The sequence below is a fragment of the Pseudarthrobacter sp. TE9888 genome, assembly GCF_056279345.1.
In genome coordinates this window covers 4,190,626-4,210,747 of record NZ_JBWBRD010000002.1, presented here as the reverse complement: position 1 = coordinate 4,210,747, position 20,122 = coordinate 4,190,626, and the positions used below count along the sequence as shown (strand labels likewise).

The window sequence follows — 20,122 nt, the reverse complement described above, 5'->3', positions numbered from 1 at the left end:
GCGCTCACGGTAGCCGTATGGAGGACTTTTGTCTTGGTTTGATGCAACACCTCAACTTCTCCTCGCGGTGGCCCTGATCTTCATTCCGGGACTTGTCGTCGGCCTTGCAGCGCGGCTTGGCTTGCCCCGGGCGGTTGCGGTGGCGCCGGGGATAAGTGTCTCGGTCATCGCCGTGGCCGCCATTGCCTCACCTTTCGCCGGTGTCGCCTGGTCACTGCTGCCGGTCGTTGCGGTAACCATCGGAATGGCCGTGGTGGCTCTTGCTGCGTCCGTTTTGCTCTCCAGGCGGAAGGGGACGGCAGTAACGGACCACGGGGCCGAACCGCGCCAGTGGATGGCGGCCTCCCTGGCGGCAACACTCTTGGCGGCCGTCCTGGTCGGGCGCCGGCTCGTGAACGCCATCGGATCGCCCGAGTCGTTCTCGCAGACCTTCGACAACGTTTTCCACCTCAACGCTGTCCGGTTCATTCTCGACACTGGTTCCGGCTCGTCCCTCACACTCAACGCCATGACAGGTGCGGGCTCCTATCCTGCCGCATGGCACGACCTCGTGTCACTACTTGTCAGTGTCGGTGGTGGGGAAATCACGTCCTCCGTCAATGCCGTCAATATCGCAGTTGCCGCCTTGGTGTGGCCAATAGGGTGCATCTACCTTGCTCAAACACTATGGGGACGCCGTCCGGCGGTGAGCATCACCGCAGGCATCTTGTCAGCTGCCTTTGGTGCTTTCCCCATTTCACTCCTCGATTTCGGAGTTCTCTACCCGAACTTCCTGGCCCTGGCACTCCTGCCACTGGTTGTGGCAGTGGGGCTGGACGCACTTGGCCTGTCCGCCGTCTCACACGGTTCCAGGATCATTAGCCTGCTTGTGTTGCTCGCGGTCCTTCCTGGGATGGCCCTTGCCCACCCCAGCGCTGCCATGGCCTGGCTGGCCCTGATGCTGCCTCCCGCCATTTACGTGTATATCCGCGTTTGCGCGGACACGATCAGGTCCAGGACAGGACGGAGACGCGTTGTAGCTTCGGCCACCCTCGGACTGGCCTTCATTGCCGCCGTCGTACTGATCCGCCTTTTATGGGACCTGGTACGTCCGCCGGCCGAGGCCGCCTTCTGGCCGCCAGTGGAGACGACGGGGCAGGCTATCGGCGAACTGATTGGCAGTTCGGGGATCGGACGTCCCGTTGCGTGGGCGGTCATGGCACTGACGCTCCTTGGCACCTATGTGATCATCCGTTCCAAGCGACAACTGTGGTTACTGGGAATGTACTTGGTCGCAGGGGCACTCTTCGTTGTGGTCAGTTCTTTCCCCGCTGACGACTTCCGGCTGTCTCTCACCGGTATCTGGTATAACGATCCGCCGCGCCTCGCGGCACTCCTGCCCTTGGTGACAATTCCGCTTGCCTGCAGGGGCGCCGTCGAAGTATGGACATGGGTCTCCTCCGCTCTCGTGGCGGGTGCCGCCCACCTGAACAGTGGGAAGCCCTCCCGGCCGGCCGAGCGGGCTTCTAGGAGCCCAATGCTTGGGCCTGCGGGTCTCGTTGCGGCGGCGGGGATCATCATGATCGTCGCCATGACAGCAGCCACTCAACGCGGAAACGTAGCCCAGGCGCAGGCATCCATGGCAGGGTCTTACCGGTTGGCAGAGAATTCTCCGCTGATATCGAGTGACGAGATAGCCCTTATCAAGCGACTGCCCGGAGAAGTGCCCAAGGACGCCCTAATGGTTGGCAATCCCTGGAACGGCAGCTCCCTCGCCTATGCCTTTGCTGACCGCAAGCTGGTCCAACTGCATATCCTGAGCGCTGTTCCCCAGGGTGCGGTCCCGTTGCTCAATGGTCCTCTTCCCGCCAAGGACGACCCGACAGTCTGCCCGGCCGTAGAGAACCTCAAAATCGAGTACATCCTCGACTTCGGGCATCGCGAGGTGCACGGCCGGGACAGCGGTTACAAAGGACTGGATGCGCTCATAGCCGCAGGTATGGCAACGCTGGAAGATTCTCAGGGGGAAGCGAAGCTCTACAGGCTCGATCTGTGTCCCGCTCCGTAAGCCTTCCGGCCGACGATCAGGAATCTTGGGAGATATCTCAGCCTAAACTGCTGTCGACTTTCAGACGGAAGTTGGTAATCGAAGAGTGTGTCTGCTTGTAACTAGCGGTGCGGATACTATCTCTTAGAGGTGGGCCCCCACTCCGCCAGGATCCACGTGTCGGTGACGGCCCAGGCAGGCCTGACAATGAAGACCTCCAGCTCCGATTTGTATGCAGAAAGCAAGGGGTCGGCCGCAGACCCGTTCGCCGAAATAATTTTGGTACGCAGCTTAAAGTCTTGAGTAACCGCGGGCCGGGAGTCCGAGAGGTTGTGGGCGCACTATTGGGGATAATGAGAAAGGTTGGCGCGCAAGTTGACAGGAACCGCAATGCGTGGGCAGATCTATGAAGCGCACGATCCGCTCGAAGGTAAAGGCCGTTGGCGCCGCCCCGCTGGCTGGGCACTGCAGATACTGATTGTCTTTATGGGTGCACTAATTGCCTTTGTTAGGCTGCCGCGGGAGGCGCAGCGAAGTATCTGGGCCGAGGATGGTGGGATATTCATAAATGATGCCATAAATGGCGGCGGTTGGGCTGGAATATTTTCACCATATGAGGGCTACTTGCATATTATCCCCCGCCTGGCTGCAAACTTGGTTGTCAGTTCTGTTTCCGTCGATGACTACGCTCTTGCGATGAATTTTGCCAGCTGCCTGGCCGTGTCTCTTGTGGCATTGCTTGTCTTTTATCTATCTGAACAATTTACCGCGAGTAAGTTAGTGAGGCTTTCCTGGGCAACTATTGCCATTTTGGTTGCACCCGGTCCCCTGGAGACCCTGGCAAATTTTGCAAATTTCCACTGGTATCTTCTTTGGCTTGCACCGTGGTTGCTCTTGAGGTCTGCAACGAATCGCGCGGAAGGAATATTCTTATTTATTGTTTCACTTCTTGTCTCCCTCACTGAGATACTGTCGCTCATGTTTGTTCCGCTCTTCCTTTATGGATTCCGGAATAAATCAAAGTGGTTTGCAAGGGCTGGTCTTCTCCTGGGTCTCATATGTCAGGCCTATACGGCCCTTACTTTCCCGCGTTCCCCTTCCTCAGGATACCCGGTCAATTTGCTCTCGATTCTGGAGGGATGGTTTCTCAACAGCAGTAGTGCGCTTGTATATGGCGATTCTGCCAGTATTGCGAATCATATTCGCGCATATGGTGCCCTCCCGAGTGTTTTCGCGGCCATACCATTTTTCTTGATATTCGTCTTTATCATCTGGAAAGGGACGTCGGCGCATCGGGTCTTGGCGATCGTCCTGGTGGCGGCGTCAGTGGGCACGTGGACTGCTACGCAGGCGGTAAACCCCCAGCCGTTTTTTGACTATGCCGCGTTCACTGGCGCTGACTGGGATAGGTTCTTCCTGTCCCGCTACAGCACTGCGCCCTCCATGTTCTTGCTGGCCCTCCTGCCCTTGGCCGCTGCGGTTACACCGGCCTTTTCAAAGGCAGCGTCTGCACTTCTCGGAGGTTTTCTAGTCTTACAGTTGCTCTTTTTCTATCCGACAGTTGTTTCCCGGACGGACGGGCCCGTGTGGAGCGAAGGGGTTAAGGCCGGACGGGATGCTTGCCGATCAGATTCGGACCTCGACGCGTTCGGCGTTCAGATCGCTCCGAAGGGTTGGCTGGCAGACAAGGTGTATGTCAACTGCAGGGCACTCCGAGGAAAGTAGTTCGAGCATTCGAGGGTCGTAACATTCGAGGCTACCGGGGTCTTGCGGAATGGTCCGCTGGACACGGGATTAGGAGATGCCGGTCCTGGTTCTGGGACGATAATTCCAGTTTTACGCTCGGCGGCTCACGGTAACCGCGGGGGAGCGAAGGTGACGGCGTAGTACTCGGGCCTGGAAGGCAGCCACGGCCGCCTCGGAAACAGCCATACCCCAAACGACGCCCGTTACACCCAGATACACTGCCCCCAAGATGATCATGGGGACGCCAAGCAGAGCTCCAACCAGTGTTGAGTTAGCCAACTCCCGGGCCTTCCCAATAGGCACCAAGCAGGCCAGTCCGATAACCTGGGAGACTGCCACGGCGGCAAAACTAACACCCACAGGAATACTCAGGTTGTAGCCGAAGTTATTCGGACCCGGAACAAGGAGCTGGGCAGCCCACGGCCCCGCCACCGCGAGAAGTGAACCGCCAATAATCCCCAGAACTGGTGCCAGTTGTGAGGCCCGCTTGATTCTGTGGAGTGTGGAAACGGGCCCTCCGTCTGGAATCCAGCCTTGGACGAACTGTAAAACAGGGGAGAATGCCGTGACTGCAAAGCGAAAGAGCCGATCGGCTATTGCATAGCTCGCCAACTGTGCGGGAATCAGGGCATTCACTACCAGCATGGGTAGATTGACGTAGAAGCTACCTGTGGCAGCTGTTATCACCCCATGCCTTTGCTGCGCCATTTGGTTGATTGAATTGCGGAGGGAAAAGTTGGGCTCGAGATTCCCAGCGCCCCCGCGAAGTACGACAGTTGCACTGATAACTACGGCGAAGAGGTTGAAGACTAATTGCGTGATAACCAGCGAAGTCAGGTCTGTAGTCACGGTCAGAATCCCCACGCCCACCACTGTGCCGAGCAACTGGGGGAGGGCATCGAAGAGGAATAGCCTCATTGGTCTGCCCTCGCCGACAAAATACCAGGAAGCCCCAACAAATGGCATCAGGTAGGCGGCCGAAGCGACAGAGACAAAGAGGGCTTCACGTGGCCTAAGTACGGCCAGGACAATCATCATGAGCGGAGCTGCCACCAAGAGCAGGTACGACCGGGTGATCAGAGAATCCAGGAAGAGTTGTGGCCGGTCCTTGCCGCTCAAAGAGGCGACCAACCCCGGACCGATCGTTCCCCAGCCGAAGGCGACAATTACGCCGAACAGCGTTGCGAGTGTTTGCACAAGAACTTGGACAGCCCAGGCGTCCGCGCCGACCACTCTCGTGATGACAGGGATAGCGAGGAGCCCAACAACGGTTCCTGCGCCTACCGTGAGGGCAAATGTGCCCACGCGAAACAGGGCAGCCATAATAGCCTTCACGAAGTCCAGCCCAACCTTTCATCCCGGCTTATGAGCGCCAAAGCCTCAAGCTTAGAGCAGGAATCTGGCTATGGCTCAGCGGCCCCACACAGTTCCACTAAGCTGGATGGGTAACTTTCACCGCATAGTCAGGATCGTTCATGTCCGTAGCAGCCGTAGTCGTGTCCTACAACAGACTGGACTACCTAAAAAGGTGCTTATCGGCCTTGGAACAGCAGACTCGTCCGCTGGACGAGATCATCGTTGTTGAGAATGGATCCAGCGACGGCAGCGCTGACTACGTACGCAGCAACCACCCTGGCATCACACTTTTTGAGACGGGCGCCAACCTTGGTGGGGCAGGGGGGTTCGCTTGGGGGATAGAGCTGGCATTGGACCACGGGCATAGCCTCGCTTGGTTGATGGATGACGACGCCGAGCCCCACAGGGACGCATTGGCTCCGTTGGTCCGGGCAATGGAAAGCGACCCGCGTCCAAGCTTTGCCGCGCCGCTGGTGGAAGACACCAATGGGGCAATAGTTGTGGGAAACTTGCCCACCATATCTACGGATGCAGCCGCTCAGGTCGCTGCCCAGAAACTCGGGGGCATCGCCCTTGCCCATACGACGTTTGTTGGCGTTTTGGTGGACCTGGAACTATCGGCCGCGATGCCACTTCCGTATGCCGACTTTTTCATATGGTTCGACGAGTCAGCGCTGCCGTCGCTGGATCCATTCTCAACAACGATGATCTCGTCCAGCGGACGAGTCTGCTGTTCCAAGGCCGATAAGCACCTTTTTAGGTAGTCCAGTCTGTTGTAGGACACGACTACCTAAAAAGGTGCTTATCGGCCTTGGAACAGCAGACTCGTCCGCTGGACGAGATCATCGTTGTTGAGAATGGATCCAGCGACGGCAGCGCTGACTACGTACGCAGCAACCACCCTGGCATCACACTTTTTGAGACGGGCGCCAACCTTGGTGGGGCAGGGGGGTTCGCTTGGGGGATAGAGCTGGCATTGGACCACGGGCATAGCCTCGCTTGGTTGATGGATGACGACGCCGAGCCCCACAGGGACGCATTGGCTCCGTTGGTCCGGGCAATGGAAAGCGACCCGCGTCCAAGCTTTGCCGCGCCGCTGGTGGAAGACACCAATGGGGCAATAGTTGTGGGAAACTTGCCCACCATATCTACGGATGCAGCCGCTCAGGTCGCTGCCCAGAAACTCGGGGGCATCGCCCTTGCCCATACGACGTTTGTTGGCGTTTTGGTGGACCTGGAACTATCGGCCGCGATGCCACTTCCGTATGCCGACTTTTTCATATGGTTCGACGACGTCGAATATACCAAGCGGCTAGCCCAGTCTTCGTTCGGCGTCCATATTGTCGACGCTCGTATGAAGCACCCCAACAACGCGGGCGTAAAGGATATGGGCTGGCGGCTCTATTACTATCTTCGTAATCAGTTGTGGCTGACACGACTCAACCCGCGGCCATGGTCTCTGACAGCAAGGCCGGTCTTCAGGCTTGCAGAACTGGTTTTGTTGGCCCTTCAGCAGTTTCGGGTGGCCAAAAACAAGCGCATGTGGGCTTCAAACACGGTCAGGGGCCTGGTCGAAGGAATGTTCCGACTTCCTGCCGTGGTGCAGCCAGGGGAGTTGCTTAGCACCCTGACACCCGAAAAGCGCGAGCAGCTCAGGATCAGGCGCTAAGGTGCCGCTTTCTTCAACACCACGCCCAACAGGATCTCCAGCGCTCTGATGGGGGAAACGTTACCGTTTCGCACGCCGGCAGCTACGAGGCTGACAAGGGGGACGGATTTAGGGCGGGCATAAACACCGAGGCTTCTTTCCAGGTCCGCATTCATTTTGACGCCTGGTCCCGCTGCATCCATTCGTGCAAGCAGCGTCCGCGCCATGAGCGTCCGCCAGCCGAGCCCGGTCTTGTAGATAATGCTGCAGATACTTCTTGGTGAGGTGCTTCCTTCGTAGCGTTTCACAAAGCGAAGGGTGTTGCGGATAGATGTGGGAAGGCTTTGCTGCGATTCACCCACCACGTTGCTGCCGTGCTGGATGTAATCCTGCAGCACCACGTCCTGGATGCTGACGCCCCCGAAGGCGAGTGCGCAGAGTCCGATCCAATGGTCGTGGTACTGGGAGGGCGCAGCGAGCGACGGAAAGGGAAGGGCCACCTCAAGGAGTTCCCGGCGGAACACGCATAAGGACCCGGTGACCTGGTTGTTGGCAATGAAGTCAGCAGCCCCAACATTTCGTCTGCCGGTGACGGTACCGCCTATGGAGCTATGGCCGGCAGCGGAGGCCTCCGGTGTCACAACGCGCGCCTGGCCGGTAACCAGCGCGGCCTGATCCAGATGCGGGAGCAGGGTTTCAAGCTTTTCCGGGTACCAGAAATCGTCCTGATCGCTCAAGGCAACCCATTGGGCTGCTTCCGGGACCGCTTGGAGGGCGCGCTCGAAATTGTGGTGGAAACCAAGCCGGCTTTCGTATCCGAGGACATGGAACCGGGCATCATCCCCGCAGGCACGCCGCACCATGGCCTCAACCGCTGCGTAGTCGCCGTCCACGGAGATGAGACAGACAAAGTCCTTGTGAGTCTGCTCCTGGATGGACTTGAGCTGACGGGCGAACATCGGTTCGTCCGGCTGGTAGGCGGCCAGTGCCACTGCCCCGAAGGTGCCCTCGTGGCGGTCCGGAGACATGGCGGCCGCACCTGGCTGCTGTGCGGAGGTCACGTGCTGCGTATCCTTCTGCCCAGGGCGACAAGGAAGGCCCGAAGGAGCATGAGCCGCGCCCGAAGGATGACTGCGGTGGGCCGCCTGGACTTGGGCGTCGTGTTCTCGTCGTGTAGGCGCCGGGCAACTGTGGGCGCTTCAACGTGCACCATGTCCCGGCCCAAGTTGGCGACGATGGCGATCCACTGATCATGGGTCTCGGTCAGGAACGCCGGAAAAGGGAGTAACTGCTTCTTTGCGGCAGCCCGAAAGGCCATGGTGCAGCCGTAATACGGCCGCACTCCGATCCAGGTGGTGATGAGGTTCGTCAGCCACCGGCCGCTGTCCGATTCCTTGAGCTGAATCTTGTGGTACCTGTTGGCTGGGCCGCCAAAGACCGTAAAGTTGCTCGCTGCATAGTTCTTGGCCTGAAGCGCGGAGACGAGGGTTTCCACGCGTTCGGGGAGCCATACGTCGTCTTGGTCGGACAGCATGATGTACTCGCCCCTGCTTGCTGCTATCGCCTCCTCGAAGCTGGCGACGTAGCCCTTGTTCTCACGGCGGGGCATCAGGACGATGCGGGGGTCGTCCATGTGGCGGAGCACATCGACCGTGCCGTCGGTGGATGCGTCGTCAACGACGATAAGTTCGTCCCCGGGAGACAGCTGCGCCAGAATGGATCCCACTTGTTCCGCCACATAGTCTTGACCGTTGTAGGTCGCCATGCAGACCGAAACCCTGACTGGTGCGGGGGCGTTCATGCGCTGATCTTCCGCTGAAACGCAGCGTCGATCTTGCCCAGCCGTCCGAGCCATCCGTCCCTGCATCCGCGGAGGAATGCCCGGTATTGTCCTTTGCGGTTTTCCCCGTAAATCAGCCTGAAGACGTCGCTTTCCACTTGGAAGCGGAGCCTGCGGAGCAACCATACAGGGAACCTTGCACCGTACTGCCGCCAGAGGTAGATACTGTTCCTCGTCATGTAGTAAACGCGAAATGGGGCGTGCGAGTGCACGTGGCGCTTGATGCCCAGCAGCGTGACGTGCCAGCCGAACAGCATCATGGGTTGCGCCTGTCCCAAGGCGTGCGTCATATTGCAGCCCTTGCCGACCAACGTGGCCAAGCCGTGCGACCTGACCCGGAGATTGAACTCCGAATCCACGCAATCGATAAATAGTCTCTCGTCAAGCATCCCGACTGTCTTGAAAGTGGAAACAGGTATGACGGCACCGGACTGGAGGGGATCGAACGCTTCGGGAAACCGTGCGCTCTTAGCGAGTAACGGTACGTTGAGGCCGTTATGGGACCGTGCACTGACCAACCCCGCGTGGATGCCGTTGGACTCGGCTTCCGCATGAGTGGCGAGGGCCGCTGCCACATATCCGGTATCCAGAGCTGAATCCTGGTCAAGGGTCACGATGAAGTCGGGGGACCACGCCTCAAAGGCAGCTTCGATCCCGGCGTTCAGTGCTGCTGCAATTCCGACATTCCCGGGCATCCGCAGAACAGTACAACCGAGGTCTTCCAACTCCCGCAGCACACTGTCATTCCGGTCAAGGTCGGATCCGTCATCGACCACGACTGTATGGAGGACTTGCTCATTGAGGTCCTTCACCCTGCCGGGAAGGTCCTGGGGAGGGTGGAAGGCTGAAATAACAGCCACCACACGCGGGTCACTCCGCTGCGTCACGTCTTATCGTTCCTTTTCGCTCAACCAATAGACCGTTCCTATGAGTTAGGGAACTGTCAGACAGCAGGCTCCAGTCTATCGCCGGTGCGGAGAGGCCTCCATTAGCTGGCTTTGGCCAGCTGAACGTATCGCCGAAAGTAGCGCTACAGGGGGACACGGTAGCATTGTCGAGGTGCTCATCTCCGGGCAGACAGTTCGAAACGCTCTGTATCTTCAAGAAAAGGACCTACCTGGCACATGGCCATTGATGTATTGCTTCCCTATTACGGCGACGTCGACCTGATGAAACTTGCGGCACAGAGCGTCATGAGCCAGCAGTTCGAGGATTGGCGTCTCATCGTGGTCGACGACGGGTACCCGAGCCCGGAACCCCAGCGCTGGTTCGAATCCCTGACGGACCCCAGAGTTTCGTACCAGAAGAACGAACAAAACCTCGGCGCCAATGGCAATTACCGGAAAGCACTTGAACTTGCCGAGGCCCCCATTGTGGTCGTCATGGGTGCCGACGACATCATGCTGCCCAACTATCTCGACGTCGTCCGCCGGGCGTTCGAGGCCTACCCCGAAGCAAACGTCGTGCAGCCGGGAGTGCAGGTCATAGATGAACAAGGGCGCGCCTGCTCACCGCTGGTGGACATCGTCAAGAAGGTCTACGCGCCGTCGACCAAGGAGACGCTGCTGCTGCAGGGCGAAAGGATGGCCACGAGCCTGGTCCGCGCGGATTGGGCCTACTTCCCGTCCCTGGCGTGGCGTACCGACGTCATCCGCCGCATCGGGTTCACCGAAGGCCTGCACGTTGTGCAGGACCTTGCCCTGCTGCTCGACATCGCAGCCGAGGGCGGTTCCATGGTGGTGGATCCGACCCTGTCCTTCCTCTACCGCCGGCACTCGGCGTCCGACTCATCCGTGAAAGCCCTTGACGGACGCCGGTTCGACGAAGAGCGTGCATTCTTTGAGGGCCAAGCCCGGCGCTTCCGGGAACTTGGATGGACTGCGGCCGCCCGCGCCGCTGCATTCCACACCACCTCGCGGCTGAACGCAGCTACGTTGGTGGCCCGCTCACTGGCTATCGGAAAAACGGACTCGCTGCCGCGGCTGCTGAAGCACGTCGTTTCCTAGCAGGCTACAACAACACCAAGGGGGCTTCCGGCCTAAGCCGGAAGCCCCCTTGGTGTTTTAAAGATTCGTTTCGGGCGGTTTCCCCGCGCCGCGAACATCGCTGCCGTGTCCTGGTTCGTCCCCCGTCCCGCGCGTCTCCAGTTCCTGCACCTTGAGGCGGAGAATCCCCACTTCCTCAGCGAGGACTCGAATTTCGTCTTCTGCTTGGGACTGCTCGAAGGACAGATGGAGGCAGACCAGGACGAGCAGCAGAAGCGCCATGGCAAATAGCAGGTTGGAAGGTACCCGTACGCCGAGTACTCCACTGGCCCAGAACAGCAACTGCGGGAAGGCAACGAGGACCAGCACTCCGATGCCAATGATGATCCACAGCACGGCATACTTTTCCCGCAGGTGGCGCCGGCGAAGCATCTCGAAGATGATCAGCAAGATGGCCAGCACAAAAATGAAGCCAACGAGGGTGGCCATAAGAACTCCTAGTTGGACGACGGTTCAATTCGCTTGCGCGTCAAGGCGAAGAGGAGGGCGAATGCTGATCGACCAAGGTAGATGGCGGCCTTGACCGGGTCGTGGCTTGGAGTGCCTCCTTGGCGTTCGCGCATCGAGACACCCACCTGCCGCACGGTGCATCCCGAACGGATGGCGACGACCAATGAGTCAATCGTGTCACCCAAGTACTCTGCGGGGTAATGATCCACGTACTGCCGGATTGCCTTGGAATTGGCTGCCCGAAAACCGGATGTCACGTCGGTGAGCCGGGTACCGGCAATCCGGGAGATGGTCCACGCCAGCACGTTCATGGCCCACTTGCGAGGCCCCCGGACCGTGTAGTTGCCTTTGTCCGCAAAGCGGGCACCAATGACGATGTCGGCGTCCCGCAAACCGTCAAGGACAGCTTTAATATCACGTGGATCGTGCTGGCCATCGGAATCAACCTGGATGACCTGCGTGTAGCCGTGGGTCTTGGCATACTTAAATCCGGTCCGCATGGCCCCGCCCACCCCCATGTTGAAAGGGAGCTGTACAACCAGCGCTCCTGCGTCCCGGGCCATCTGTGCCGTATTGTCGCGTGAGCCGTCATCCACCACCAGGACGTCACAGGCGGGTCCGAATTCGAACACTTCCCGGATGGTGTTGCCGATGGCCTCTGATTCGTTCCATGCCGGCATGATCACCAAGGTGCGGTGCGCTTGGTCTGCGGAAGTCATGCTTTATCGATTTCCGCCTTCAGGTATGTTGCCAGCCGCTCGCCGGCGTCCGCTACGTCGAAGCCCGTTGCGCGTGCCTTAGCCAGATTAAGGGTGCTCAGAAGCGGCCGGGGAGCGGCTGCTTTGCCCTTGAAGTACTCGGCGGTCGTGATGCCTGTGACATCACCGCGGGCTGCTCCCGAATGCTCGTAGACGTCTGCGGCAATATCCGCCCAACTCTTCGCGGGCCCGTCATTGCTGAAGTTGTACGTTCCGTAGTCGGCGCGCCCCTCAAGCAGGTGCCTGATGAAGGCTGCAATGTCTTCGGTGAAACTCAGTCTGCCCATTTGGTCGTTAACGACCGAGGGCTTGACGCCGTTGCGGGCCAGTTTGGCCATGGTGCGGACAAAGTTGTTGCCTTCACCGATAACCCAGCTGGTCCGGACGATGTAATGGCGCGGAACAACACTGACCACCGCGTCCCCGGCTGCCTTGGTTTGACCATAGACGCCCAGGGGAGTGAGTGGTTCGTCCTCGTCGTGGTCTTCGCGGCTTCCGTCGAAGACATAGTCCGAGGAGACGTGCACCAAGGTGAGGTCATGCTCGGCGGCGGTGCGGGCCAGGTTGGCTACCGCGGTGACGTTGATGGCCCACGCCGCAGCCCGGCCTTCCTCGGATTCGGCAGCGTCCACGGCGGTGTATGCAGCGGCGTTGACGATGGTGGAGTAGTTCTTCCAGTTCCGGTTCGCGAAGGTGTCCGCGTTGGTGAGGTCAAACTCACCGCGCCCGGCGAACTCAACGGTAGTGTCGCCGTCGTACTGTGCGCGCAGTGCCTTGCCCAACTGCCCATCCGCGCCGACCACCAGAATCTTCTTCGCCGGCATCGGCGCGACGTCGGCCATCCGGGGGTGGGCCCTGTCCTTGTCGGAAAGTTCGGCCCGGTCGAGCGGGATCGGCCACTTGATGGCAGCTGTCTCGTCGGCAAGGTTCAGGAAGGTGTATTGTCCCTGGGCATCGGCGGACCAGTGGTCGTTCACGAGGTAGGTGTACGCCGTGTTGTCTTCCAGGGTTTGGAAGGCGTTGCCGACGCCGCGCGGGATGAAAATGGCCTGGCTGGCGTCAAGTTCAGCCGTGAACACGGCGCCAAACGAGGGCCCTTCACGAAGATCGACCCAGGCTCCAAAGATGCGGCCCGTGGCCACCGAGATGAACTTGTCCCACGGCTCGGCGTGGATACCGCGGGTGGTTCCCGCCTTCTCGTTGTAGGAAATGTTGTTCTGGACGGGCCGGAAATCCGGCAGCCCGAGGGCCACCATTTTTTCCCGCTGCCAGTTCTCCTTGAACCAGCCCCGGTTGTCGCCGTGGACCGGAAGGTCATAGAGGACGACGCCGGGAATGGGAGTTTCGTGGCCGGCAAGCTTTTTTGAGAACTCCAGAGACATGGACTACTGGCCCTGTTCCTTGTACTTGGCTTCAGTGGCAGCTTTTTGTGGGCGCCACCATTGTTCGTTGTTTCGGTACCAGGCGATGGTGTCTTCGATGCCGGCGTCGAAGTTGGAGAACTGTGGCTCCCAGCCGAGTTCGTTGCGGAGCTTGGTGGAGTCGATGGCGTACCGGAGGTCGTGGCCTGGACGGTCCACCACATGGTCGTACGCGTCGGGGGACTGGCCCATGTGCTTGAGGATCAATTCGACGACGTCTTTGTTGTTCTTCTCGCCGTCGGCACCGATCAGGTAGGTCTCACCGATGGTTCCCTTGGCGATGATGGCCAGGACTGCGGAGGAGTGGTCGTTGGCGTGGATCCAGTCGCGGACGTTCTCGCCCTTGCCGTACAGCTTGGGTCGGATTCCGTCGATCACGTTGGTGATCTGCCGGGGAATGAACTTTTCCACGTGCTGGTACGGCCCGTAGTTGTTCGAGCAGTTGCTGATGGTGGCCTGCAGCCCGAATGAGCGCACCCAGGCACGGACCAGCAGGTCGGAGCCAGCTTTCGTGGAGGAGTACGGGCTGGAGGGGTTGTAGGGGGTCTGCTCGGTGAACCGCTCGGGATCGTCCAGTTCCAGGTCGCCGTAGACCTCGTCGGTGGAGATGTGGTGGAAGCGCTTGTTGTGCTTGCGTGCAGCCTCGATCAGCGTGTAAGTGCCGATAATGTTGGTGTCCAGGAAGGGGCGGGGGTCATGCAGCGAGTTGTCGTTGTGCGACTCGGCAGCGTAGTGGACAACGACGTCGGCGTCGGCGACCAGCCCGTCCACGATGCCGGCATCGGCAATGTCGCCCTGAACGAAGCTGAAGCGGTCCTCCGGAAGGCTGCGCAGCGACTCGAGGTTCCCCGCGTAGGTCAGCTTGTCCAGAACAGTGACATGATCTTCAGTGTTTTCGATAACGTAGTGGACAAAGTTTGAGCCGATAAAGCCGGCTCCGCCGGTCACGAGAAGTCGCTGCATAATTCCCTAGACTACCGGATTTGCTGCTGCCCTTAGCGAAGGGAAAGATGGGGGCATGCGCGGAATAATACTTGCCGGCGGAACCGGCTCCAGGCTTCATCCCATCACACTGGGTGTCAGCAAGCAGTTGGTACCGGTTTACGACAAGCCAATGATCTACTACCCGCTTTCGACGTTGATCCTTGCGGGTATCCGGGACATCCTCATCATCACCACGCCTCACGACGCGGAGCAGTTTGAACGCCTGCTGGGAGACGGTTCCCGTTTTGGCGTCTCCATCACCTACAAGCAGCAGCCTTCGCCGGATGGGTTGGCCCAGGCGTTCGTACTCGGTGCCGACCACATTGGCGACGACAGCGTTGCATTGGTGCTGGGCGACAATATCTTCTACGGGCAGGGCATGGGAACCCAGTTGCGCCGGTTCAAGACCATCGACGGCGGCGCTGTCTTTGGGTACTGGGTCAAGGATCCTTCCGCCTACGGTGTGGTTGAGTTCGACGACAACGGCAAAGCGCTCTCACTGGAGGAGAAGCCGGCGGCTCCTAAGAGTCATTACGCCGTTTCCCGGGCTCTATTTCTATGACAATGATGTAGTTGATATTGCCAAGAATTTGAAGCCTTCTGCCCGCGGGGAGCTGGAAATCACCGACGTCAACCGGGTTTACCTTGAGGCTGAAAAGCTCCAGGTGGAGATACTGCCGCGCGGAACTGCTTGGCTTGATACCGGCACTTTCAATGACCTGAACGACGCATCAAATTTCATTCGGACCGTCGAGAACCGGCAGGGCCTGAAGATCGGTGCCCCGGAAGAGATCTCCTGGCGCCTCGGTTTCCTGACCGACGACGAGCTCCGGGAACGGGCCGAGCCCTTGGTCAAGAGCGGCTATGGGGCCTACCTTCTGGAGCTCCTCGCTGAAAAGTAGTCTCAGGGCCTGGGCACGAATAAGGGGGTGAAGCCAGTGTCTTCACCCCCTTACTCGTGCCTAATAAGTCAAGGTGCGGCATCCCAGCTGGGCGTTGTAAGAGGCGAAAATTGAGACCGCCACGCCGTACGAGCAGACGCGGTATTGTCCTCGGGCCGTGACGGGAACCGATGTGGCATACCCGTGGTCTCCGGAAGTCTGCAGCGCACTATTGACGTCCGGGCGTTTCAGATTCGCCGTGAATGGATAACCCTTTGTGCTGCCGTCCGGAAACGTTATGTACACGTGGACAGGATTTGAAACGGCTGGCAGAGCCGGGTCCAAGGTCCATCCCTGGGTGACGACGGCAGCCTGCCCATTGGTGATCTGGACACTGGCGCTGTCCAAAAAGCCTATGGTCGCAGGAGTGGAAGTAACCGAGATGTTTTTGCAGCCCAACAGGGAAGGACCAGCGGCTACCGGCGCCACACCATTGGCTCGTACGCAGACAGAGTAGTTGCCGGTGGAAGTGATGGCTAGTGCAGCTTGAAAACCGTGGTCACCAACGGTGCCCAAAGCGGCGTTGACGTCAGGCCTCTTGGCATTGGCTGTAATGGTCACCGGCGCTGGGTTTGTTACTGCCACCCCGTCCTTGGCAGAAATGTAGACGCTCACGGGAATGCTCGTCGCAGGCACAGTAGGGTCCAGGGCCCAGCCAGAGACCTGCAGCGCGGCGCCAGTCGGTGCCAAACTGAGCGTCAGTGAATCGTAATTGCCCATAGGGGCAGGGTTCGCTCCAATATCTACTTTTTGGCACCCCAACGGAACATTTGCGTTCTGCCCAATTGCGTAGGTACAAGCAGTGTAGGTGCCGGATGCTGTTACAGGGATCTGATAATCAAAACCGTGGTTCGAGCCCAACCCGGTGGCCGCCTGAACGTCCGGACGCGACGTATTCGCGGTCATGCGATATCCAGTAGTTGTTCCGTTCGGGGCGGTTACATAGGTGTCGGCAAAAGAAGAAGCTCCTGGATTCGCTTGATCCACCGCCCAACCCCGTAGCTGCAGGCTGACGTTGTCGACACTGCGTACTTGCCCAATGCTGTCAAAGCTGCCCGTAGGCGTCCCGATTCCAGTGGCAGTTACGCTTTTGCACCCTAGGGGCGTGTTGCCATAGGTTCCGATGGAGTAGGCGCAGGCTGTGTAAGTTCCCGACCGGGTAATTGGGATGGTGCCGTCGAAGCCATGGGACGAACCGTAGCCGAGGGCTTGGTTCACATCAGGCCGGGATGAATTTGCCACCCAAGGGTAGCCCGTGACTGTGCCGTCAGGCGCTGTCACATAGACGTGTGTCTGGTTGGCAACAGCAGTATGCGCAAGGTCGACAGACCATCCGCGGGCACGGAGGGCGTATTGGGTACCACTGCCGCCGACGGACAGGTCATCAAAGCTGCCCGTTGGGAGTGCCGCTCCCGCGAAGCGCTGGAGCGATGCGTAGTCGCCGTTCCACACGTTTGAGTCACCAGCAAGGGGACCGGTACTGCTGTACTGCCAGATGCTGTAGGTGCTCCAGCTTGCGGGCACCGCGCCGGCGTTATCGCTGGGCGAGCCGGGGTACGCGGCTACCCACAACGGATAGTCGCCAAAGTCAGTCGGCGTGCCGAGGCACTGGTTCCACCAGCTCGTATTGGTGTAAATAACCGGCAGGCGGCCCGTGAGGGACAACATGGTGTTGCCAAAGTCCCGAACCCAGGAAGCCAGTTGGCTTCCGGACATGTCGTAGCAGGTATTGCCGAAGTAGAAACCGTTGATGGTTTTGCCTGCATAGGGATTGAACTCGAAATCCAGGACAGGCGGCATGGTGTAGCCGTCTGCTGACCAACCGCCTCCGTTACTAACGAAATAGCGTGCCTGGTCCGCGCCTGAGGACCAATTGGGAATGGCGAAGTGGTACGCGCCCCGGATCATGCCTACGTTTCGTGCGCCCTGGTACTGGGAGCCGAACAGATCATTGGTGAAGTAGTTGCCTTCCGAAGCCTTCACGTAGGCGAATCTGGCGCCCATGTTCCATTGCTGCTGCCAGTCCACGTTCGTCTGGTGTCCGCTGACGTCAAGTCCCTGAACGCCAAACGACGGCGTCCATGTGCCTTGGGTGGACAGCGATTCAGCGCTGAGCTTCCTGGTGGGGTCTGAACTGTTCGATGCCGTGACCCTCGCCGAGCGCTGGCCCATCTCCGCTCCACCGGGACCGATCGCCTGGGCCATGGTCTGCGGCGAGGGAGTGGGCGCCGGTGAGGTTGCAGGAAGCGGTGACGTTGCAGGCAGCGGGGCGGACGCCGCGGAAGTGGCCGGCGCCGGCGCCGGTGTTGCCGACACGCTTGGAACTGGAGTCGAGGTAGTCGAAGGCGTTGGTGCCGGGCTGACTTCCGCTGCGGTGGCCGGGCCCGCCATGCCGGGCCCGGCGAGCAACGAGACGGCCAATAGTACGGTCCCGAGGGACTTCATGACTGGGCGACGGGACTGAGACAGGTTCCGCTTCATATAGGCTCCGGAGACAATGCGGCGCTCCCCCAAGCGCCTCTTTGGATACTGCTCAGGTGATTTCCCCCAGGAAGGCACCTGATAGTGCTATTTCGATAAATAACGCGCTCACCATAGCACCCGTGTTACAGGCGTAACCAGTGATTCTGGTGTTACTTATGTGAATCCTGTGGTCACCTGGATGGAATCCTGAGCCGTTCCGGCGACAATCTTGAGGTACCTCAGATATCCACATGCGCGCATAATGACTTGTTGCCGCCGGGGAAGCTCCTTAGGCTGTAGCCCAGTTGCACTGCCTCCACCGGGGGCGGCAGTTGTATGGGGGAACATATGGACGCGCTGGGAATTGTCGAGGACGAAGTCCGCGAACTTATCCGCCGCCGCGGGCTGGACCCGCTAAGGCAGGCCAACGAGGTCCGGCGGTTGGTTGAAGCAGCGGTAACGGACTATGACGAACGGGCCCTGATGGGGCCTTTGCCGCCCATTGGCCCTCTCGATGCAGCCCGCCGGTTTCTCTTCGATGCTGTTGCAGGTTTTGGTGTGCTTCAACCACTGCTGGATGACATTTCGATCGAGGAAATCTGGCTCAACGCGCCCAACGAAATCTATGTTGCGCGCAATGGCGAGTCTGAGCTGACGTCGCTGAGTCTCACGGAGCAGCAGGTGCGCGACCTTGTGGAACGTATGCTCAAGAGCTCCGGCAGGAGGCTCGACATGTCCTCTCCGTTCGTCGATGCCGCGCTGCCGGACGGTTCGAGGCTGCACGTGGTTATCCCCGATGTCACCCGCCGCCACTGGGCAGTGAACATCCGCAAGTTCGTAGTGAAAGCCAGCCGCCTGGAACATCTCGTGGAGTTGGGGACGCTGACGCCGCAGGCAGCACGCTTTCTCGGCGCGGCGGTGTCCAGCGGCCTCAACATCCTGGTGTCGGGGGCAACCCAGGCCGGCAAAACCACCATGCTGAATTGTTTGGCCGCCAGCATCGGAAGCCGCGAACGTGTCATCACCGTCGAGGAAATCTTCGAACTGCAGTTTCCCCTCCGGGACGTGGTGGGGCTCCAGTGCCGTCAACCGAACCTCGAGGGTGAGGGAGAAATTCCGCTCCGCCGCCTGGTGAAGGAAGCACTTCGGATGCGTCCGGACCGGTTGGTTGTGGGGGAGGTGCGCGAAGCGGAGAGCCTGGACATGCTTATCGCCCTGAACTCCGGCCTTCCGGGAATGTGTACGGTGCACGCGAATTCGGCTCATGACGCAGTTACCAAGATCTGCACCCTTCCGCTGTTGGCGGGAGAGAACATCTCAAGTGCGTTCGTTGTGCCAACAGTCGCTTCGTGCATCGATCTGGTAGTTCACTGCAGCAGGAGCGCTGACGGACGCCGGCAAGTTACCCAGATCCTGTCGTTGGGCCGCCGGGTGGAGAACGGCATCATCGAGTCGTCCTTGGTGTTTGGTTTGGAAAATGGCGTTCTGCAGCCACGTGCCAATGCCATGCCTTCGGCGGAGAAATTCTCAAGGGCGGGCTACGACGTCGCCGCACTGCTGGACCCGCGATGATCTCGGCGTTGGTGGGAACCGTGGCCGGGGTTGGGCTCTTCCTGATCTGGTGGTCCTGCTGGGAAATGCCGGACCGCGGAAACAGGCAGCGGAACCCGGGACGCCTGGCTGACCTCCTGGCTGCCGCTGGGGTAGATAAAGTGTCCGTGCGCAGTCTGGCCGGGACTTGTCTCGGGCTTGGAATTTTCGTCGCCCTTGTCTTTTACGCGGTCAGCCGTTCCTGGCCGATCGCCGGATGCTTTGGACTCTTCGGCATGTGGCTGCCCATCACCATCCTGCGATGGCGCGCAAGGAAGAGGACAGCGATGCTCCGTCAACTGTGGCCCGACGTCGTCGATCACCTCCGTTCCGCGATCCGCGCAGGGCTGCCCTTGCCCGAGGCCCTGATCCAGCTGGGAGAGAAGGGGCCAGAGGAGTTGCGGCCCATCTTCCGCGAATTTGGTGCCGACTACCGCGCCGGCGGCCAGTTTGATGGGTCCCTGAGCAAGCTGAAAAAGCGGCTGGCCGACCCCGTGGCTGACCGTATTATCGAAGCGCTGCGGCTCACACGGGAAGTGGGCGGCTCCGACCTGGGAAAGCTCTTGGGAACACTGGCCGAGTTCCTGCGGGAAAGCGCCCGGACCCGCAGTGAGCTCGAGGCGCGGCAATCCTGGACGATTTACGCTGCCCGGCTCGCGGTCGCCGCACCGTGGATCGTGATGATCCTGCTCGCCACCAGACCGGAAGCCATCCAGGCCTACAACACGCCGACGGGGGCCGCAGTGCTGGTCGGGGGCCTGGTGGTCTCGCTGGTTTGCTACACAGCCATGTTGAGGATCGGCGCCTTGCCGCGGGATGAAAGGGTGCTCCGGTGATCTTCCTTTCCCCCGCGG

At 59.8% G+C, this 20,122-nt stretch carries 16 protein-coding genes and 3 pseudogenes; 9 read left to right on the top strand and 10 right to left on the bottom strand.

Translation table 11 applies throughout. The features are described from left to right. Positions 1-28: 28 nt before the first annotated feature. A complete protein-coding gene (locus ACZ9J7_RS20125; protein ID WP_476211720.1) occupies positions 29-2,047 on the top strand; it encodes a DUF6541 family protein in 2,019 nt (672 codons plus the stop codon). 369 nt (positions 2,048-2,416) lie between these two features. After that, positions 2,417-3,751 carry a hypothetical protein gene (locus ACZ9J7_RS20120; protein ID WP_476211719.1) on the top strand — a complete coding sequence of 445 codons (1,335 nt, stop codon included), beginning with the start codon at positions 2,417-2,419 and terminating at the stop codon, positions 3,749-3,751. 111 nt (positions 3,752-3,862) lie between these two features. On the opposite strand, the gene ACZ9J7_RS20115 is transcribed toward ACZ9J7_RS20120, so the two are convergent. Beyond that, entirely contained in the window at positions 3,863-5,095 is a 1,233-nt protein-coding gene (locus ACZ9J7_RS20115) for a lipopolysaccharide biosynthesis protein (RefSeq protein ID WP_476211718.1), read from the bottom strand. A gap of 152 nt (positions 5,096-5,247) precedes the next feature. Between ACZ9J7_RS20115 and ACZ9J7_RS20110 the strand changes: the two are divergent. After that, positions 5,248-5,568: pseudogene (locus tag ACZ9J7_RS20110) on the top strand (glycosyltransferase); the annotation flags it as partial. A gap of 98 nt (positions 5,569-5,666) precedes the next feature. Here ACZ9J7_RS20110 and ACZ9J7_RS20105 read toward each other — a convergent pair. Further along, entirely contained in the window at positions 5,667-5,912 is a 246-nt protein-coding gene (locus tag ACZ9J7_RS20105; RefSeq protein ID WP_476211911.1) for a glycosyltransferase, read from the bottom strand. Positions 5,913-5,924: 12 nt separating this feature from the next. Between ACZ9J7_RS20105 and ACZ9J7_RS20100 the strand changes: the two are divergent. Further along, a pseudogene (locus ACZ9J7_RS20100) lies at positions 5,925-6,797 on the top strand (glycosyltransferase); the annotation flags it as partial. Here the strand turns inward: ACZ9J7_RS20100 and ACZ9J7_RS20095 are convergent. From ACZ9J7_RS20095 to ACZ9J7_RS20085, 3 genes are read right to left on the bottom strand one after another with little or no spacing between them, the layout of a single operon-like run. Beyond that, positions 6,794-7,837: a glycosyltransferase gene (locus tag ACZ9J7_RS20095; protein WP_476211717.1), complete on the bottom strand. Its 1,044-nt coding sequence runs from the start codon at positions 7,835-7,837 to the stop codon at positions 6,794-6,796. The pseudogene ACZ9J7_RS20100 and the gene ACZ9J7_RS20095 sit on opposite strands and share 4 nt — an antisense overlap. Next, a complete protein-coding gene (locus tag ACZ9J7_RS20090; protein ID WP_476211716.1) occupies positions 7,834-8,577 on the bottom strand; it encodes a glycosyltransferase in 744 nt (247 codons plus the stop codon). Before ACZ9J7_RS20090 ends, ACZ9J7_RS20095 begins: the two co-directional genes overlap by 4 nt. After that, positions 8,574-9,476: a glycosyltransferase gene (locus ACZ9J7_RS20085; RefSeq protein WP_476211910.1), complete on the bottom strand. Its 903-nt coding sequence runs from the start codon at positions 9,474-9,476 to the stop codon at positions 8,574-8,576. The genes ACZ9J7_RS20090 and ACZ9J7_RS20085 overlap by 4 nt, the downstream gene beginning before the upstream one ends. Before the next feature lie 264 nt (positions 9,477-9,740). Here ACZ9J7_RS20085 and ACZ9J7_RS20080 point away from each other — a divergent pair, with 264 nt between their 5' ends. Continuing rightward, positions 9,741-10,622, top strand: coding sequence for a glycosyltransferase family 2 protein (locus tag ACZ9J7_RS20080; protein WP_476211715.1), 882 nt, complete (start codon positions 9,741-9,743; stop codon positions 10,620-10,622). A gap of 57 nt (positions 10,623-10,679) precedes the next feature. Here ACZ9J7_RS20080 and ACZ9J7_RS20075 read toward each other — a convergent pair whose 3' ends face one another. The 4 genes from ACZ9J7_RS20075 to rfbB are packed head-to-tail and all read right to left on the bottom strand — an operon-like array spanning position 10,680 to position 14,253. Continuing rightward, on the bottom strand, positions 10,680-11,090 hold the full coding sequence (locus ACZ9J7_RS20075; RefSeq protein WP_476211714.1) for a DUF2304 domain-containing protein: 411 nt from the start codon (positions 11,088-11,090) through the stop codon (positions 10,680-10,682). Positions 11,091-11,098: 8 nt separating this feature from the next. Then, positions 11,099-11,830, bottom strand: a complete 732-nt coding sequence (locus tag ACZ9J7_RS20070) for a glycosyltransferase family 2 protein (RefSeq protein WP_476211713.1) — start codon at positions 11,828-11,830, stop codon at positions 11,099-11,101. After that, positions 11,827-13,251, bottom strand: coding sequence for a sugar nucleotide-binding protein (locus ACZ9J7_RS20065; RefSeq protein ID WP_476211712.1), 1,425 nt, complete (start codon positions 13,249-13,251; stop codon positions 11,827-11,829). The genes ACZ9J7_RS20070 and ACZ9J7_RS20065 overlap by 4 nt, the downstream gene beginning before the upstream one ends. Before the next feature lie 3 nt (positions 13,252-13,254). Beyond that, entirely contained in the window at positions 13,255-14,253 is a 999-nt protein-coding gene (gene rfbB / locus ACZ9J7_RS20060) for a dTDP-glucose 4,6-dehydratase (protein WP_476211711.1), read from the bottom strand. Between the two features lie 55 nt (positions 14,254-14,308). On the opposite strand from rfbB, the pseudogene rfbA reads away from it, so the two are divergent. Continuing rightward, a pseudogene (gene rfbA, locus ACZ9J7_RS20055) lies at positions 14,309-15,176 on the top strand (glucose-1-phosphate thymidylyltransferase RfbA). 60 nt (positions 15,177-15,236) lie between these two features. Here rfbA and ACZ9J7_RS20050 read toward each other — a convergent pair. Further along, on the bottom strand, positions 15,237-17,387 hold the full coding sequence (locus ACZ9J7_RS20050) for a lysozyme (protein ID WP_476211710.1): 2,151 nt from the start codon (positions 17,385-17,387) through the stop codon (positions 15,237-15,239). On the opposite strand from ACZ9J7_RS20050, the gene ACZ9J7_RS20045 reads away from it, so the two are divergent. From ACZ9J7_RS20045 to ACZ9J7_RS20035, 3 genes are all read left to right on the top strand, one after another. Then, a complete protein-coding gene (locus tag ACZ9J7_RS20045) occupies positions 17,308-17,679 on the top strand; it encodes a hypothetical protein (protein ID WP_476211917.1) in 372 nt (123 codons plus the stop codon). The genes ACZ9J7_RS20050 and ACZ9J7_RS20045 overlap by 80 nt on opposite strands. 347 nt (positions 17,680-18,026) lie before the next feature. Further along, the gene (locus ACZ9J7_RS20040) at positions 18,027-19,250 is read left to right on the top strand and encodes a CpaF family protein (protein WP_476211709.1); all 1,224 of its coding nucleotides are present in this window, start codon (positions 18,027-18,029) and stop codon (positions 19,248-19,250) included. Continuing rightward, positions 19,247-20,104: a type II secretion system F family protein gene (locus tag ACZ9J7_RS20035; RefSeq protein WP_476211708.1), complete on the top strand. Its 858-nt coding sequence runs from the start codon at positions 19,247-19,249 to the stop codon at positions 20,102-20,104. The genes ACZ9J7_RS20040 and ACZ9J7_RS20035 overlap by 4 nt, the downstream gene beginning before the upstream one ends. The last annotated feature ends 18 nt before the right edge of the window (positions 20,105-20,122 follow it).

Bases quoted from the DNA above. Each gene is read 5' to 3' on its own strand.
- ACZ9J7_RS20120 (WP_476211719.1), top strand. From the start codon at position 2,417: ATGCGTGGGCAGATCTATGAAGCGCACGATCCGCTCGAAGGTAAAGGC.
- ACZ9J7_RS20115 (WP_476211718.1), bottom strand. From the start codon at position 5,095: ATGGCTGCCCTGTTTCGCGTGGGCACATTTGCCCTCACGGTAGGCGCA.
- ACZ9J7_RS20090 (WP_476211716.1), bottom strand. From the start codon at position 8,577: ATGAACGCCCCCGCACCAGTCAGGGTTTCGGTCTGCATGGCGACCTAC.
- ACZ9J7_RS20080 (WP_476211715.1), top strand. From the start codon at position 9,741: ATGGCCATTGATGTATTGCTTCCCTATTACGGCGACGTCGACCTGATG.
- ACZ9J7_RS20075 (WP_476211714.1), bottom strand. From the start codon at position 11,090: ATGGCCACCCTCGTTGGCTTCATTTTTGTGCTGGCCATCTTGCTGATC.
- ACZ9J7_RS20070 (WP_476211713.1), bottom strand. From the start codon at position 11,830: ATGACTTCCGCAGACCAAGCGCACCGCACCTTGGTGATCATGCCGGCA.
- ACZ9J7_RS20065 (WP_476211712.1), bottom strand. From the start codon at position 13,251: ATGTCTCTGGAGTTCTCAAAAAAGCTTGCCGGCCACGAAACTCCCATT.
- rfbB (WP_476211711.1), bottom strand. From the start codon at position 14,253: ATGCAGCGACTTCTCGTGACCGGCGGAGCCGGCTTTATCGGCTCAAAC.
- ACZ9J7_RS20050 (WP_476211710.1), bottom strand. From the start codon at position 17,387: ATGGGCCAGCGCTCGGCGAGGGTCACGGCATCGAACAGTTCAGACCCC.
- ACZ9J7_RS20040 (WP_476211709.1), top strand. From the start codon at position 18,027: ATGGACGCGCTGGGAATTGTCGAGGACGAAGTCCGCGAACTTATCCGC.
- ACZ9J7_RS20035 (WP_476211708.1), top strand. From the start codon at position 19,247: ATGATCTCGGCGTTGGTGGGAACCGTGGCCGGGGTTGGGCTCTTCCTG.